Source organism: Bradyrhizobium sp. SZCCHNR1098 (assembly GCF_032489375.1).
Taxonomy (GTDB): domain Bacteria; phylum Pseudomonadota; class Alphaproteobacteria; order Rhizobiales; family Xanthobacteraceae; genus Bradyrhizobium.
This window is the reverse complement of record NZ_JAUEXY010000006.1, coordinates 141,007-155,652: the sequence shown is the minus strand read 5'-3', so window position 1 is coordinate 155,652 and position 14,646 is coordinate 141,007. Positions and strand designations below refer to the sequence as shown.

General features: G+C 67.1%; 17 protein-coding genes. 5 read left to right on the top strand and 12 right to left on the bottom strand.

What is annotated here, in order from left to right; genetic code table 11:
- Positions 1 to 55 precede the first annotated feature (55 nt).
- The gene (locus tag QX135_RS15140; RefSeq protein ID WP_315739579.1) at positions 56 to 385 is read right to left on the bottom strand and encodes a hypothetical protein; all 330 of its coding nucleotides are present in this window, start codon (positions 383 to 385) and stop codon (positions 56 to 58) included.
- 121 nt (positions 386 to 506) lie between these two features.
- The gene (locus QX135_RS15135) at positions 507 to 2,531 is read right to left on the bottom strand and encodes a hypothetical protein (protein ID WP_316161771.1); all 2,025 of its coding nucleotides are present in this window, start codon (positions 2,529 to 2,531) and stop codon (positions 507 to 509) included.
- Between the two features lie 281 nt (positions 2,532 to 2,812).
- Between QX135_RS15135 and QX135_RS15130 the strand changes: the two genes are divergently transcribed.
- From QX135_RS15130 to QX135_RS15110, 5 genes are read left to right on the top strand one after another with little or no spacing between them, the layout of a single operon-like run.
- Positions 2,813 to 3,697, top strand: coding sequence for a peptidylprolyl isomerase (locus QX135_RS15130; protein WP_316181574.1), 885 nt, complete (start codon positions 2,813 to 2,815; stop codon positions 3,695 to 3,697).
- Positions 3,694 to 4,674, top strand: a complete 981-nt coding sequence (locus QX135_RS15125; RefSeq protein ID WP_316181546.1) for a HupE/UreJ family protein — start codon at positions 3,694 to 3,696, stop codon at positions 4,672 to 4,674. The genes QX135_RS15130 and QX135_RS15125 overlap by 4 nt, the downstream gene beginning before the upstream one ends.
- A gap of 17 nt (positions 4,675 to 4,691) precedes the next feature.
- Positions 4,692 to 5,303 carry a HupE/UreJ family protein gene (locus tag QX135_RS15120; RefSeq protein WP_315781142.1) on the top strand — a complete coding sequence of 204 codons (612 nt, stop codon included), beginning with the start codon at positions 4,692 to 4,694 and terminating at the stop codon, positions 5,301 to 5,303.
- Positions 5,300 to 5,920: a HupE/UreJ family protein gene (locus QX135_RS15115; protein WP_316181544.1), complete on the top strand. Its 621-nt coding sequence runs from the start codon at positions 5,300 to 5,302 to the stop codon at positions 5,918 to 5,920. Before QX135_RS15120 ends, QX135_RS15115 begins: the two co-directional genes overlap by 4 nt.
- 45 nt (positions 5,921 to 5,965) lie before the next feature.
- Entirely contained in the window at positions 5,966 to 6,457 is a 492-nt protein-coding gene (locus QX135_RS15110; RefSeq protein WP_316181542.1) for an A24 family peptidase, read from the top strand.
- Positions 6,458 to 6,476: 19 nt separating this feature from the next.
- Here QX135_RS15110 and QX135_RS15105 read toward each other — a convergent pair whose 3' ends face one another.
- The 10 genes from QX135_RS15105 to QX135_RS15060 are packed head-to-tail and all read right to left on the bottom strand — an operon-like array spanning position 6,477 to position 14,610.
- Positions 6,477 to 7,100: a hypothetical protein gene (locus QX135_RS15105; RefSeq protein WP_316181540.1), complete on the bottom strand. Its 624-nt coding sequence runs from the start codon at positions 7,098 to 7,100 to the stop codon at positions 6,477 to 6,479.
- Positions 7,100 to 7,663 (bottom strand): type II secretion system protein GspM, encoded by a 564-nt coding sequence (gene gspM, locus QX135_RS15100; RefSeq protein ID WP_316181538.1) that lies wholly within the window; start codon positions 7,661 to 7,663, stop codon positions 7,100 to 7,102. The genes QX135_RS15105 and gspM overlap by 1 nt, the downstream gene beginning before the upstream one ends.
- Positions 7,660 to 8,730 (bottom strand): PilN domain-containing protein, encoded by a 1,071-nt coding sequence (locus QX135_RS15095; RefSeq protein WP_316181536.1) that lies wholly within the window; start codon positions 8,728 to 8,730, stop codon positions 7,660 to 7,662. Before QX135_RS15095 ends, gspM begins: the two co-directional genes overlap by 4 nt.
- The gene (locus QX135_RS15090) at positions 8,727 to 9,671 is read right to left on the bottom strand and encodes a type II secretion system protein GspK (protein ID WP_316181534.1); all 945 of its coding nucleotides are present in this window, start codon (positions 9,669 to 9,671) and stop codon (positions 8,727 to 8,729) included. Before QX135_RS15090 ends, QX135_RS15095 begins: the two co-directional genes overlap by 4 nt.
- A complete protein-coding gene (locus QX135_RS15085) occupies positions 9,671 to 10,390 on the bottom strand; it encodes a type II secretion system protein (protein ID WP_316181532.1) in 720 nt (239 codons plus the stop codon). The genes QX135_RS15090 and QX135_RS15085 overlap by 1 nt, the downstream gene beginning before the upstream one ends.
- The gene (locus QX135_RS15080; protein WP_316181530.1) at positions 10,390 to 10,788 is read right to left on the bottom strand and encodes a type II secretion system protein; all 399 of its coding nucleotides are present in this window, start codon (positions 10,786 to 10,788) and stop codon (positions 10,390 to 10,392) included. Before QX135_RS15080 ends, QX135_RS15085 begins: the two co-directional genes overlap by 1 nt.
- The gene (locus QX135_RS15075) at positions 10,781 to 11,245 is read right to left on the bottom strand and encodes a prepilin-type N-terminal cleavage/methylation domain-containing protein (protein ID WP_316181528.1); all 465 of its coding nucleotides are present in this window, start codon (positions 11,243 to 11,245) and stop codon (positions 10,781 to 10,783) included. Before QX135_RS15075 ends, QX135_RS15080 begins: the two co-directional genes overlap by 8 nt.
- On the bottom strand, positions 11,238 to 11,714 hold the full coding sequence (gene gspG, locus QX135_RS15070) for a type II secretion system major pseudopilin GspG (RefSeq protein WP_316181526.1): 477 nt from the start codon (positions 11,712 to 11,714) through the stop codon (positions 11,238 to 11,240). Before gspG ends, QX135_RS15075 begins: the two co-directional genes overlap by 8 nt.
- Before the next feature lie 20 nt (positions 11,715 to 11,734).
- Positions 11,735 to 12,946, bottom strand: a complete 1,212-nt coding sequence (locus QX135_RS15065) for a type II secretion system F family protein (protein WP_316181525.1) — start codon at positions 12,944 to 12,946, stop codon at positions 11,735 to 11,737.
- A gap of 8 nt (positions 12,947 to 12,954) precedes the next feature.
- Positions 12,955 to 14,610, bottom strand: a complete 1,656-nt coding sequence (locus tag QX135_RS15060; RefSeq protein ID WP_316234144.1) for a GspE/PulE family protein — start codon at positions 14,608 to 14,610, stop codon at positions 12,955 to 12,957.
- Positions 14,611 to 14,646 lie beyond the last annotated feature (36 nt).

The window sequence follows — 14,646 nt, the reverse complement described above, 5'->3', positions numbered from 1 at the left end:
ATTGCCGACTTGCATGACAGCCGGATGACGAGAGTGGAGACGCGGCGCGCGCCCGTCAGCGCGTCGGCATTTCGTCGGCACGAAGAATGTTGAGCCGCTCGCCGGGCTTCAGGCTGTGGGGCCGGTCGCGCACTTCCAGCACGGCCCGCTCGGCCTTCTCGACACAATCATCGAACTCGCCATTGCCGGCCTCGACCAGCGCCTGCTGAATGTCCCGCTCGGCGAAATAGCGCGAGACGTCGTCCGCCGGCAAGGTCGCCGCCTGCGCACGTGCCTCGGCCACCGCGGCGTCGCAGGCCTCCTGCGTCGGCTCCTCGTCATGAGCCGATGCGACGACGGTCGTGAGGGCCAGGACGGCGAGAATCACGGCGGACAAGCGAGGCATCACGTCGACAAACCCCAGGGCAAAACAAGTTGCAAAGACGAAGCGCCGGTTCGCAAGCCGGCGCTCGGAGTGAGCAGGATCCGGCGGGACGATATCGTCCCGCCGGATCAATGCCGATCAATCAGTCGCGGTTGAAGGCCCAGCGACCCCAGTGGCCCCAATGGCCCCAATGATCCCAGTCGTGCCAGTGGTGATGGTCGTGGGCCAGCTTTCGCGCCAGCTCCTTGTTCTTCTCCACCAGCAGCTTGGGCGCATCGTACGGACGGACGAAGATCGGGTTCGCATAGAACCAGACGTTCGACCAGGCCTGCACGTCGTTGGTCACCTTCTTCACGCCGCCGACCGTGCCGAGGTGCGACGGACATGCCGGATCCGTGCAACTGACGGTGGCGTTGCTGGCATCGAGGAGCGGATTGCCGGCGCTGTCGGACACGTTCGGCGTGGCCGGCGGAATGTTGGTGCCGCGGGCGCGGATGTAGAACGGTGTCTGGCCGGCGATGAAGGTGGTCGTGAAGCTGAGGCGGGTCGAACCGTCGCGCAGCTTGCGGCTCCGCATCTTGGTCGCCTGGATCTGCTTCGCGATCTTGGCCGACGGGTTGTAGACGATGGCCGCACCATCGACACCCTTGGCATTGGCCACCGCATAGCCCGGGGCGCCCGGCGCGATCGGACCGGTGATGTCGCCGGTAATCAGATCGACGTGGTCGAGATAGGGCTTGTTCAACGGCTGCTTGATGCCGACCGGCAGCAGCAGCGGATTGTTGAAGCTGTACGGGCTGTTGTTGGAGGCCGGAACGGTCATCTCCATCTCGAGCGTGACCTTCTCGCCGGGACGCACGACCAGCGTCTCGCCCATCGTCTTCCAGTCGTCGTCCCACTCACCCTTCGCACGGAACTCCATGTCGGAGTCGATGATGTGGGCGTTGACCGAATAAGAGTTGCCCGAACGCATGCCGTCGATGATGGACTGCTGGGAGAAACGCCGCTCGTTCGGCACGTAGAGCCTGGTGTACTCGCCGGGGATGAAGTCCGCTGTCGTGCCGGGATCGCGCGCGCCATAGACGCCGCGGCTGTGCCAGTCCGAGCTCTGGAACAGGAAGAAGTTGCGGCCTTCGCCGAGCAGACCATCCCACAGCCCGCCGACCTTGGCGGTGTAGACGCCCTGCATGCCGTAGGTGCCGCCCCCGACTGCGCCTGAGCCATAGGAGCCCGAGCCGCCGTTCACGCCGCCCTCGGCCATGTGACCCGGGGCTTCGATGCCGAACGCGACCGTCGGGCCGGCATTGTTGAAGTCACGGAAGTGCTCGATGTTGTAGCCGGCCGAGCCGTTCGGGTTGAACGGTCCCTGCCGCTCGGTATGGGTCGGCACCACATAGGATTGCAGCGGGTGGTTCGCCTGCAGCCAGGCGATGCCGGCAACGGCCTTCTGGTGGCCGGCCGTGCCGGAATTGTTGACATTGTCCTTGCCGGCCCAGACCGGGTTGTTGCTGGCATCGACCGGACCGATCGCGTCGGTGTCCCCGCGGTCGAAGCGATATTCGAACTCGGCCATCTTGTCGGCATTGCCGTAGCCGCGCGGGTTCTGGCCGGCGATCACCGCCACGTCGCCATGCTCGTGGCCGGGCAGGATCCACTCCAGGCCCTCGACCAGCACCTTGTTGTAGGTCGCGGTGCGATTGACGATGGTCGGATACTCGATCTCCTTGATCGACTGCCAGCGCCACATCTTGGCGCTGGTGCCGGTGCCGTTCGGCGTGCCCTTCAGGCTGGTGATCGTGATGCCGTCGATGGTCTTGCCGAGCGTCTGGCTCCAATACGTCGTCGTATTGTCGCCCGGGATGTTGGCGCTCGCATCGCTGAAGCGGCAATCGCGGTTGCCCGAACCGCCGTGGTTGCCGAGCGTGAACCAGTCGAGATCGAAATTGGTGCCGCCAGCCGCCGCGGTGCCCTTGCCGACCGAGCGGTCGATCGCATAGCCGGCTGCAACCGAACCGTCGGTGCAGGTGTTGTGGTTGTGCATGTCGCCGGCGACATACGGACTGTTCTTGCTCGTTTCCCCCCAACGCTCCCCAGCGTCGGCGCTCTGTGACAGGGCCAGCGAGACCGAGGCCGCTGTCAGCAGGATTGTCTTGGTAGATGGAACCATTATCGTCGCCCCTAAAGAATTCGATCGATCTCCAAACCGAGATGACAACGCGACCGATGCGCCGTTATCATTCGCGGCGCGAACAAACCAAAACTCGGAGACAGTTTGTTGAAGGATTTATTTTTGCCGGTGCCTTCCCCACGAACATCGCGGTCCGCAGTCGTTGCGAAATTTTTGTGACACTGACGTTTGCCCGGTGACAACGGCAAGTGTGCCGTTGCATATACGCGCCGCGCAACGAGCGCGGTCCGAGTTGTAAAGAACGTATGTCAGCCCCTGCCATGTCGAATGCGGCGCAGACCTTCGAGAGCGCCTCTGCACGCTCCAATCAGCAAGATGGCAACAGCTCTTCCCCTGCGCGATCATCATCCGTGACCGCCCTGCGCGGGCTCAGCAGGGAGCCACTCCTGCACTTCCTTGTTCTCGGTGGCCTGATCTTTGCGGCCGATGCCATCATCCACCCGCCGGCGAAGGACGAGAAGGTCATTGCGGTGACCAAGGCTCTGCGCCAGTCCTTCATCGACACGTTCGACGAGGACAAGCAGCGGACCCCGAGCGAGACCGAGCTGCAGAAGATGGTCGAGGCCTGGGTCGCCAGCGAAATCCTCTATCGCGAGGGCAAGACGCTCGGTGTCGACCGCGGCGACGAGATGATCCGCGACCGTGTCGCGTTCAAGCTGCAATATCTGATCTTCGATCAGGTGCGCGTGCCACAGCCGAGCGAGGAGCAGTTGCGCGCCTGGTTCGCCGACAATCATGCCCGGTTCGACGAGCCCGAGCGTGTGAGCTTCCTCATGACGCCACCCAGCGACGAAGCGACGGCGCGGCGCTACCTGGACGACATTCGCGAGCAGCGCGAATCCGAGGAGCTGCACGATCAGACGCGCGCGGTTCTCGACCGACCGGTACCGAGCCTGGCCGCCGGCTTCGGCGACGGCTTCAGCGACGGCCTGCTCAAGGCGCCCCTCCAGGAATGGACCTTGCTGCAGTCGAAGGACGGGTGGCACGTGGTTCGTCTCGACGCCCGGACGCCGGGCGCTCCGGCGAAACTCGAGGACATTCGCGCCGAGGCGGCCAAGATCTGGCACACCGAAGAGACGCGGAAGCGGGCCTGGGAGGCGGTGAGCCGGCTCAAGGCCAACTACACGATCAGGTACGAGCCGTGACCGGCGCGCGCGCCCTGCTCGCCGTCGTGCTCGCGCTCGCGGCGCTGCTGCCTGGGCGGCCGGCGGCTGCGCATCAGGCGACGATCGCCGTGCTCGAGTTTCGCGAGATGCGCTCCGGCGTCTATATCGGGCGATGGACGACCTTGCCGAAGGATGGCGTCAACCGCATCGATCTCAAGATGCCCCCGCATTGCTACCTGCGCCTGCCGGAGCTGAATTGCGGCGACAAGGGCCTCGTCGGACAGATGACGATCGCCAATCTCGGCGAGGACATGTCGGCAGCCATCATCCGCGTGACGTCCCTGGCTGGAGAGACGCGCAGCTACACGATCTCGGCGGCCAATCCGGTCGTGACGGTGCTCGGCACCGACGCGCCGACGCTCGACACCTGGCTCGAGCTTGCGAAGACCTATGTCAATCTCGGCATCGACCACATCCTGCTCGGCGCCGATCACCTGCTGTTCGTGCTCGGGCTGATCTGGATCGTCCAGGGCGGCTGGCGCCTGCTCAAGACGATCACCGCGTTCACGATCGGCCACAGCGCTTCGCTCGCCGCAACGGCGTTCGGATGGATCGGCGTTGCCGAGGGGCCGCTCAATGCCTGCATCGCGCTCAGCATCGTGTTCGTCGGCGTCGAGATCGTCAAACAGCAGCGCGGCGAGACCGGGCTGACCGCCCGCTATCCATGGGCCGTCGCCTTCAGCTTCGGTCTCGTGCACGGCATCGGCTTCGCCAGCGCGCTGGCCGGGCTCGGGCTCGAGCGGCGGATCCTGCCTGCGGCGCTGCTCTTCTTCAATGTCGGCGTCGAGATCGGACAGATCCTGTTCGTGCTGCTGGTGCTGGCGCTGATCTGGGCGCACCGCCGCCTCGGCGCGGCGCTGCCGCGATGGGGCGCCGAGCTGCCGGCCTATGCGATCGGCTCAGTGTCGATGTTCTGGTTCCTGGGCCGTCTGGTGCGGGTTCTGGCGGCCGCATGATGACGAATGGGACGAACATGATCGCGCGCAAACTCCTGCACACCATGTTGGGTGCGGCGCTGCTCTCGCTGCTGTCGGCGGATCCGAGCCTTGCCCACGAGCAGACGGGCGTCGGCGGCGGGCTGGCCAGCGGCCTGCTGCATCCCTTGACGGGGCTGGATCACCTGGTCGCGATGGTTGCAGTCGGCATCTGGGGCGCGCAGCTCGGCGGCGCGGCGATCTGGATCCTGCCGGTCGTCTTCCCGCTGGTGATGGCGTTCGGTGCCGTCCTGGGAATCCTCAAGATCGGGTTGCCCGTCCCGGAGCTTATCATCGCGCTCTCGGCGCTGGTCCTCGGGCTTGCGGTCGCGCTGCGCATCCGTGTCCCGTTCGCGATTGCGGCAGTCATCGTTGCGATCTTCGCCATCTTTCATGGCCACGCGCATGGCGTCGAGCTTCCGACGGCGGCGAATCCGCTAGCCTATGGCTGCGGCTTCGTGGTCGCGACCGGTCTGCTCCACGCCTGCGGCATCACCATCGGCGCACTCGCCCGCTGGCCGGGCGGAGAGCGGATCATCCAGGGCGTCGGGGCAGCCATCGCCGCGCTCGGCGGCTACTTCCTGGTCTCCAGCCTGGGAGTCGCGGCATGAGCGCGTTCCGCCGGACTGCGCTGCTCGCATCGGTGCTGCTGCTGACGCAAGCGCAGATCGCCGATGCCCACATCGTATCGGCCCGGCTCGGCGACTTCTACGCCGGTGCCCTGCATCCGCTGCTCACCCTGCAGGACGTCGTGGTCTGGGTCGCGCTCGGGTTGTTGGCCGGCTCGCTCGGTGCTGCGAGTGGACGATGGCTGGTCGTGGTGTTTCCGGTCGGCCTGTGTACCGGGCTCGCGCTTGCTGTCGGTTCGGGCGTCACCCTCGTTTCCCCGTTGATCGATGCCGCGACGATCCTCGTGCTCGGGCTGCTGCTGGCGGCGGCCTTGCGCATTCCCGTGACATTGCTGAGCGCGATCGCATTCGTGCTCGGTGTGATGCGCGGTGCCGCCAATGCCGGCGAGCTGATGCCGCAGACCGACCGCCTCCTCTATGCCGCCGGGCTCGCCGGTGCGGGCTACGCCACCATCACCCTCGTGATGGCGCTCGCGCTCAGCTTCAGGCGTCCCGACACCGAGCCGCTGTCGAGCTGGCGCGGGATCGCCGTGCGCGCGGTCGGCGGCTGGGTCGCCGCGATTGGCCTGATGATGGCGGGACTATCGCTCGCATCCTGAGCCGCCTATGCTCAGGCGATCTGACACCGCTAGTCCCCACATCGCGTGACGAACGCCATCAACATCCTCTCCATCCTCGTGCTGCTCCTGACCTGCGCCGGCCTGATCTGGACGGATCTGCGCAGCGGCCTGCTGCCGGACTGGATGAATGCGCTGGTCGCTGCCAGCGGCTTTCTGAGAACCGCAACGCTCGTCGATCTGCCCGAGGCCCTATGGACCGCCGCTGCGGCCCTTGCCGTCGGCTTGGCCCTGTTGCTGCTGCGCCGACTCTACATGATGGCCCGCGGCCGCCACGGGCTGGGCCTCGGCGACGTCAAGTTTCTGATGGCTGCAACACTCTGGGCCGGCCTGCCGAGTCTGCCGATCCTGCTGCTCGTTGCCACGACGACGGCACTCGCCGCGGCGCTCGCGCTCTCCGTCACGGGCCGCCGGCTGACAGCCCAGACGGCACTGCCGTTCGGTCCGTTCCTCGTCCTCGGCCTGCTCGCCGTGCTCGCCCTGCAGGCCACCGGGAGCGAATTGCTCGTGACCTTTTGATTGCGGTGAGCCGGTGAACTCAGCGCGCCCGCCGCGCCATCCGCTCGCGTCCGCCCGGCGGCGCAGGCGGGGTCATCGGTCCCGCCTGCACGTCGCTACTGGCGGCTGTGCCGAGCTGCGGCATCTGCAGGGTCACGGTCTCCGGTGCCTTCAGCAGCGAGGCCTCGCGCGGTCGCAGCGACTGCAGCACCCATCCCTCATGCGAGGCGCCGACCCGCAAGCGCAGCGATGCCTGCGACGAGGCATCGATGAAGATGCCGAAGCTCTCCTCATCCCCGATGACCGTGCCCACGAGTTGCAGGTTTGGTCGTTCCGGCTCTCTCGGCGGCGGAGGCGGCGGCGCGCGCATCACCATGACGGGTGCGGCAACCGGCGGCGGCCGGCGCGAGGCCGAGAAGATCGGACGGTCGCGCGTCGCCGAGAGAGCGCTGATGGGAACCTCCCACAGCGGATTGGCGCTCGTGCCAGCCGGGACTTGCACGCTGGCAGCAGCGGCCGGCCGGTTGGAATCGAATGGCGCGGCCTGGACGGGCGAAGCAGGTTCGAGACCGTCCGCCGTCTCGCCGCACGCCCGGCCGAGCGAAGCTGTAAGAATGCACACGGTAGCAACGGTGACGAGACCTGAGCGGACGAACGATCGCATCACATCTTTCCTTGCCATTGGCCCGACACGGTGACCAGCACCGTCAGCCGCCCCACACCGCCGGCAGCAGCCGCCAGCGGCTGCTGCACGTGCAGTTGATCGACGAAGAGAAACGGCAATCCGGCTTCGAGGTCATAGAGCAGCTGCTGCAGCGCCGGCTGTTCGAGCTCGCAGCTGGCGACGACGCTGATCAGGTTGGTGGTGGCGCGCGCCGCCGGCAGCTCGACCTGGGTCGACAGCACGCTGCCGCCGACCTTGCTGATCGCCTCCGTGAGGCGCTGCACCAGCGCCGCACCCGCGATGGTGACCGTTCGTCCTTCGACAAACACCGATCCGCCCGAAGCCGTCGCGCTGCCCGCGGCCGAACTGCCGGCCGGCCGTTTGCGTCCGGAAAACTGCGACAGCTGCGCGTTGGCGTCGTTGAGCTGGTCGCGCTTGGCGACGAGATCGACGACCGCTGCAGCACCAAGCCAGAGCAGCGCCACGATGGTCACCGCATAGAGGATCGCAGAAGCGGCCGGCGAGTTCACGAAGATTCGGCGCAGCGATGTCGACCAGTTCATGCCCGGTCTCCGAAATAGGCGTTGATGCGCGCCTCGATATGGAAGCGCTCGCCCGCTTCCCCGGCGGTGCGCGTCGTCGGCGCGTAGAAGGTGGCGCGGCTGAACTGCGGCGATTGCTCGATCAGCCCAATCAGCGCGGGCGCATCCTGGGTCAGGCCGGAGATCTGCAGCCGATCATTCTCGATATGCATCTCGACGACATACGTCCCGTCGGGCAGAATTTTCGACAGCGTATCGAGCACGATGACGCTGGCGGGGCTGGTCTGCTTGCGCTTGGCGAGCAGCCCGTCGGCAGCGGTGGCGCCCATCGCGGGCCGCAAGGCGGCGCGCAGCCGCGCGACCTGCGCCTGCGCGTCATCGAGCTCACCATCCACATATCCGCCGATCAATGACGTCGTGATCAGCAGCATCGCCGTGGTCGCAGCCACCGACAGCCAGCCGAGCTTGAGCACGCGCCCGAGATCGCGGCCGCCGGCGAGCGACGAGCGCAGCGACGTCTTGAAGATCTGGATGCGGGCGGCATCGGGTGAGCCAACGTCGGTCGTGATGACGAGCTTGGCGGCGCCGACCTGATCGGCCAAGGCGAGCAACGGCTGGACCAGAGCCCGCGGCGTCGCCGCGAGCGTCAGTGCGATCCGGTCGTTGGCAGTGCGTGGGGCGCTGTAACCGTAGAGGACCTGTTCGAGATTCCACGGCGTCAGCCTGCCGATCTGGGTCCGGATCATGCCGTCGAGAAACGGCTCGGCCTGCTTTGGATAGTCAAGGGGGCGGATCAGGACGCTCTCGGCGGCAAGATGAATCTCCAGCGCGGCGCCGCGCAGCGTTCGCAGCCACTCCGGCGAGAGCCCGGCCTGCGCTGCGCCCGCGGCCGGATTCACCCTTGCCGGCGCCAGCGTCGGTTTCGCCTTCGGCGGCGCCTGCACCGTCATGACGACGGTTTCTGGCTGATCGTAGCGGATCAGGACCCGCGGACGTCTGAGCTGCCGATCGGCTACGGCCTCGATCGCTGTCGCGACGCTCGCCGTCCACACCGTCAGTCCGCGCTCGATCGCTTCGGTCAGCTTCATGGCATTCTCCGCGCCTGGAGCGCTCCCCTCGGTTGCGGCCCCTCGTCCTGGCGCGCCAGCAGCCGATAAGGCTCCTCGCCTTCGCCGGGAACGATCACCGCCGTCGCCGCATGACGAAGCCCGCCCGCCGGACCGACGACGATGCGCAGCCGATAGGCCTTGCTCTTGCCCTTGGCCGCATCCTTCGCGGCGGGGCCCAGCGTCTTGGCCAGCGTATCGGCATCCTGTGACAGCGACGCCCTTGCGTTGAGGAAATCCTTCAAGATCAGCGGCGTCATTCCCGGCAACGCTGCAACGACCTCCGGTGCAGCGATCGTCGGATCGATTCCGGGAGAGCCGTTGAAGACGGTCACCAACGGAAGCACCCGATCGACGAGCGATGCGGGAATGCCGAGGACGAGCGACAGCTCGCCGACATGCGCGAACGGCGCCAGCCGCGGGACACGCTTGAGACCGGCCGCCGCATAGCGCGCCTCCTCCGCCTGGGTCTTGGCTGCATCGGATGGCTTGGAGCGCCACGCAACCACCCGCTCGGCATGATCCTTGGCAACGTCCCGGTCGACGCCCAACGTGACGAAGAGATTTTCGAGCATGTCCTCCGACGCGGTGTTGAGATCGATCCGCGCCGCTTCGTTGACGAACGAGACCGCAATGTCGTTGCCTGCAAGCGCCAGCCGGAAACCGCCCTGTCTCGGCCGCTCCTCGTCCTTGGACAGCAGCAGACGATAGGCCGAGAGTTCGATGGCCGCCGAGATCAGCGCATCGGCCTCGACCGCTTCGTCTTCGAGCCGCAGCAATCGCGCCGAGCTTCCCAATTGCTGCGAGACGACCACGACGAGGGCGGCCAGCGCCGCAAGCATCCACAGCGCCGCAATGAGGATGAAGCCATCCTGCACGCCGCGCCCGTCGGCAGAACCTCTGGTGACGGAAGGGGCCGGCATCAATCGATCGGCTCGCTCTTGTTTGGTTGCGGCGGCTCGGCCGCGGCCGGCTGGTTTGCGGTGCCGCCCGCTCCCGAATCGGCAAAGCCGCCGCCCGGCGCATCGACCTGAATACGGACTGCGCTGACGAGAACGGCGGCGCCGCCGCGGCTGTCGTCGTGCACCGTCATGCGAACGGCGGACGGCAGCCTGGTCGCATCGCGCCACTCCGTCGTCCATGCCATCGTCCTGTCAGCATAGGCGAACGACATGCGGAACGGCGCAGACAACAGCACCACGGGATCGCCGAAACGGAAATGCTCGGTCACTGGCTGACCGACCGACACGGGCTCGAACGCGGCACGCGATCGCCGCAGAGCGCGCTCGCCCCTGCTCCCTTCCTCGCCGATGCGCACGATATCGAGGCCATGTCCCGCATTCGGACCAAACTCGGCGCGCACGAACACCGCCGAGACCTCGTTGCCCACGAACAGCGGTCCCTTCTGCTCGCGATTGGCCGAAACAAACTGCGCGGCGGCGAAATCATCGCCGACCCGCCGCAGCGCAGCGGCCACCATCTCCGCACGCTGCACGCGATCCAGGCCGCGCTTCCACGCCGGCAGCCATTGCGACGTCACTGCGGCCAGCGCCGACAAGACGATGCCGGCAATCGCGAGCGCGCCGAGCGCCTCGATCAGCGCGAAGCCCTGCTGTTGCGGCCGATCGGATCGGACGGTCATCAGCGCGCTCCTCGCGCGAGGCGGACCGTCTGCACATCGGCCATGGCGCCCGAGCCGGTCTTGACGCGCAAGGTCACCGCCTCCGGAATCCACCCGGTCTGTCCGGCCGGTTCATTCCAATCACCGCCGAGCGGCCTGATCTGCAGCACCACCGCGCCGGAGCCGGAGCGCTGATCGGTGCTGCCCGGCTGCAGCCGGCCGCGATCGGCCAGCAATGTGGCCAGCGCCAGCCTCATGTCGGTGACGAGAGTGACGTGCTGCTCGAGCTTGCGAACACTGGCCGCGTTGCGTGACACCACGGCGCCGATGGCGATGATCGACACGCTGACGATGGCGAGGGCGACGAGCACCTCGATCAGCGTGAAGCCGGCTTCGCTGCGATCAGCGGTCTCAGCCATTGGCGAGCGCGCGCGAGACAATGTCGATTCTCCCCGTCAGCCAGTTGACCCTGATCTCCAGGCTCAATTCGGCGCGCGACAATGTGATCGCTCCTCCGCAGGACAGTCCGTCAGGAAAGAAGCTGATCGTCGCCAGCACCGGCCGATGCTGGCAGCTGCGCGGCAACGTTGCCAGAAACGCGACATCGTCGGGCAGCTTCAGCGCCGCCGCGCCGCTGCCGGAGCGGATCAGGCGGCGCGACGTGTCGATCTCGGTGTCGACGCGCGTGCCGGTCCGCATCGACAAGGCACGATCGGACTTCAGGAGTGTCGCGGCCTGCAGCGCATAGGCCTGCAGCCGCGGCCGCGACGTCTGCCGCGGCTGGTAAGGCAACGCGACGGACGCCAGCAGCGCGACGATCGCGAGCACACAGACCATCTCGAGCAGCGTAAAGCCGCGCTGGCCGTCGTCACTCACCGCGCGCGCTCGTCTGCGTTCCCAGGACGATGTCCGCCGCCGTCCCGCTGCCGCCCTCCTGGCCATCGGCGCCGTAGGACAGGATGTCATACGGGCCGTGATCGCCCGGTGCGCGGTAGACGTAGGCCGTGTTCCACGGATCTTTCGGCACGGCCCCGCCCCTGAGATAAGGACCGTTCCAGGTGCTCAGTCCGGCCGGCCGTTGCGCCAGCGCCGCGAGGCCCTCCGAAGTCGAGGGGTAGCGGCCGGCATCGAGATAGAACAGATCGAGCGCCGCCGAGAAGCTCTGCAACTGGATCCGCGCTGCCTTGGTCTTGGATTCGCTGAGATAGTTCAGAACGCGCGGACCGATCAGCCCCATGATCAGCCCGATGATCGTGATCACGACCAGCATCTCGACCAGCGTGAAGCCGCGCTCGTGTTCGCGCCCGGCCCTCGTGGACGGCTCGATCTGCGTATCCGATCTCATGTCGTTCTCCTTGATGTCGGTCAGCCGACCAGTTGCGTCACCGAAAGCAGGGCCGTCATGATCGAGACGATCAGGCCACCGACCACCACGCTGATGAGCAGAATGGCGGCGGGACCGACGATGCCGACGACACGGTCGAGTCCCCGCTGCAGCTTGGCTTCGTAGAATTCTGCGATCCGGGTCGACAGCGTCGGCAGTTGGCCGGTCTCCTCGCCGAGCCGCAGCATGCGCAGCGCCATCGGCGGCAGCGTGTTGTCGGCCGACAGCGCCTGGGACAGCTTGCCACCGTGACGGACGCGATCCGCCGCCGCCGACCATGGCGCGCGCGACGACGTCACCGCCATCACGTCAACGAGAATCCGCAGTGCCGCGCTCAGATTGACGCCGCAGCCGAGCAGCAGGCCGAGATTGCGGCAGAACAGGCTGGTTCGATAGAACAGCAGGAGGCTGCCGATGCCGGGCGTCACCGCCAGCACACTGGTCAGGCCGGCGCGAACCGCGGGCTGACGCAACAGCCACCAGCCTGCCGCAAGCAGCGCCGCACAGCCGAGCGTGATCGCAGCTGCATTGGCGCGCAGCAGATCCGACATCGTCATGAAGAAGCCGAGCGCGGTATCGGCACGGCCACCGAAGTCGCGCAGCACGGCGGAGAAGTTCGGCAGCACGGCCACGAGAAAGAACAGCATTACGCCGATCGCCGCGAGGAACACGAAGGCGGGATACTGCATCGCGTCGGTCAATTTGCGGCGCGTCGCCTCCGAACGCTCGCGTTCGCCGGCCAGCGCGGTCAGCACATGATCGAGCGTTCCCGACGCCTCCCCGACGCGCATCAGCGCGACATACATCGGCGAGAACAGCTGCGGCTGGGCAGCCGCCGCGTCGGCGAAGCTTTCACCGGCCATGATCGCCGCGCGCAGCCGCGCCACCACGGGACGCAGGCGGCCGATGTCGGAATCGCCGGACAACAGATCGAGCGCGTCGTCGAGTCGCGCGCCGGCCTTGAGCAGCAGGGCCAGATCGCGCGTGAACGTGGTCACCTCGGCCGCGGTCGGAGCGCCGAAGGAAAGTCCGGACGCACCGCCCGTCCGCTCCTTCGTCTCCTCGACGGTTTCGATCGGCAGCAGCTGCAGATAGGAGATGCGCCGCTCGACCTCGCCGCGCGACGGCGCGTCGAGAGATCCGACGACGATTTCACCGGACTGCGTCAGGGCGCGATAGCGGTAGCTCGGCACGATCCACCTCACCGCGCCACGAGGACACGAAGCAACTCGGAGGCCGAGGTGACGCCGGCGCGGCACTTGGCGACACCGTCGTCGAGCATCGTCGTCATGCCTTCCCGGATCGCCAGCCGATCGATCGCGAGGCCGTCGGCACTATCAGCGATCAGCTCACGCAGGCTGCTGGTCAGCTCGAGCAGCTCGAACACGCCGACACGGCCGCGATAGCCGCTCTGACCGCATCGCTCGCATCCCGTCGGATGCCAGGTGATGTCGCCGGGCACGAGGCCGAGATGACCGAGGCGCGGATCCTGGCGGCACGTCTCCTCATCAAGCGGCTGCGGCGTCTTGCAGTGATCACAGAGCTGGCGCACCAGCCGCTGCGCGATCACCGCGCGCAGGGTCGAGCGCAACAAGAAGCCTTCGACGCCAAGGTCGAGCAGGCGCGGCACCGCCGCCGCGGCGGTTTCCGTGTGCAGCGTCGTCAGCACCAGATGGCCGGTCAGCGCAGCATGGACGGCGACATGCGCCGTCTCGCCGTCTCGGACTTCGCCGACCATGATGACGTCGGGATCCTGACGCACGAAGGAGCGCAGCGCGCTCGCAAATGTCAGCCCGATCGCCGGCTTGATCTGCGACTGATTGATGCCGGGGATCTCATATTCCACCGGATCCTCGACAGTGAGGATCTTGCGCTCCGGCGTGTTGAGCATGGACAGGATCGTCGCCAGGGTCGTGGTCTTGCCGCTGCCGGTGGGCCCCGTGATCACGATCATGCCGTGCGGCAGCGTGATCAGGCGCCGGAGTGCGGTGTCGTCGCGCGTGGAGAGGCCGAGACGGCTCGCCACGAGCTGCGAGCGATCCTTCGGCAGGATGCGCAGCACCGCCGATTCCCCGTGCTGGGTTGGCATGACCGCAACACGGACGTCGATCTCGGCTCGGCCGGCGCGAATGCGCGCGGCCCCGTCCTGCGGCAGACGCCGCTCGGCAATGTTGAGACCGGCGACGATCTTGATGCGCGAGATCACCGCCTGCGGCAGCACGCCCGCAGGCGCCGCGATCGGACGCAACAGGCCGTCGACCCGCAGCCTGACCACGAGACCGGTCGAGAACGGCTCGATGTGGATGTCGCTGGCGCGCATCTCGACGGCCTTCTCGATCAGGTCGTTGACCGCGCGGACGACCGGCGCGCCGCTCGCGAGATCGCGCAGACTTTCGATGTCGTCGTCGCGGAGCTCCTGCGCCGGCGAGATCTCGGCCTCGTCGGAATCGCCAAGTCGTTGGTCGAGGACGACGGCGATATCGTCATGCGAGGCGACCTTGAAAAGAGTCTGCGGGCCGAGCACCAGCTCGGCGGCCCGGCGCACGGCCTGATCGGTCGGGTCGGCCATCGCGAACACGGCGGCGCCGTCAGAGTCTTTGTATGGATAGCCGAGCACTTCGCGCAGGAAGCGATCGGAGAACTCACTCACCGCGGGCAGTGCCGCCATCAGCTCGCGCAGCGCGACGCGCTCCAGTCCGGTGAAGCCGGCAACCTCCTCCGCGAAAACGTCGGCGGTCAAGCCGAACCTGTCCCAGAGCGCGATCTGCGTTTCGCCCGCGGCTCCGCCTTCGCCCGCCGCCAGGGGATGGCGCTCGCGAAGATAGGCATGGAATTGGGTCGACAGTGTACCGCTCATGGCGTGATCCGGGTGGCGCCCGTGCCGGCTCTACGT

Excerpts from the sequence above, each read along its gene's own strand:
- QX135_RS15140 (WP_315739579.1), bottom strand. The coding sequence starts at position 385 with ATGCCTCGCTTGTCCGCCGTGATTCTCGCCGTCCTGGCCCTCACGACC.
- QX135_RS15135 (WP_316161771.1), bottom strand. The coding sequence starts at position 2,531 with ATGGTTCCATCTACCAAGACAATCCTGCTGACAGCGGCCTCGGTCTCG.
- QX135_RS15130 (WP_316181574.1), top strand. The coding sequence starts at position 2,813 with ATGTCGAATGCGGCGCAGACCTTCGAGAGCGCCTCTGCACGCTCCAAT.
- QX135_RS15120 (WP_315781142.1), top strand. The coding sequence starts at position 4,692 with ATGATCGCGCGCAAACTCCTGCACACCATGTTGGGTGCGGCGCTGCTC.
- QX135_RS15115 (WP_316181544.1), top strand. The coding sequence starts at position 5,300 with ATGAGCGCGTTCCGCCGGACTGCGCTGCTCGCATCGGTGCTGCTGCTG.
- QX135_RS15105 (WP_316181540.1), bottom strand. The coding sequence starts at position 7,100 with ATGCGATCGTTCGTCCGCTCAGGTCTCGTCACCGTTGCTACCGTGTGC.
- gspM (WP_316181538.1), bottom strand. The coding sequence starts at position 7,663 with ATGAACTGGTCGACATCGCTGCGCCGAATCTTCGTGAACTCGCCGGCC.
- QX135_RS15095 (WP_316181536.1), bottom strand. The coding sequence starts at position 8,730 with ATGAAGCTGACCGAAGCGATCGAGCGCGGACTGACGGTGTGGACGGCG.
- QX135_RS15090 (WP_316181534.1), bottom strand. The coding sequence starts at position 9,671 with ATGCCGGCCCCTTCCGTCACCAGAGGTTCTGCCGACGGGCGCGGCGTG.
- QX135_RS15085 (WP_316181532.1), bottom strand. The coding sequence starts at position 10,390 with ATGACCGTCCGATCCGATCGGCCGCAACAGCAGGGCTTCGCGCTGATC.
- QX135_RS15080 (WP_316181530.1), bottom strand. The coding sequence starts at position 10,788 with ATGGCTGAGACCGCTGATCGCAGCGAAGCCGGCTTCACGCTGATCGAG.
- gspG (WP_316181526.1), bottom strand. The coding sequence starts at position 11,714 with ATGAGATCGGATACGCAGATCGAGCCGTCCACGAGGGCCGGGCGCGAA.
- QX135_RS15060 (WP_316234144.1), bottom strand. The coding sequence starts at position 14,610 with ATGAGCGGTACACTGTCGACCCAATTCCATGCCTATCTTCGCGAGCGC.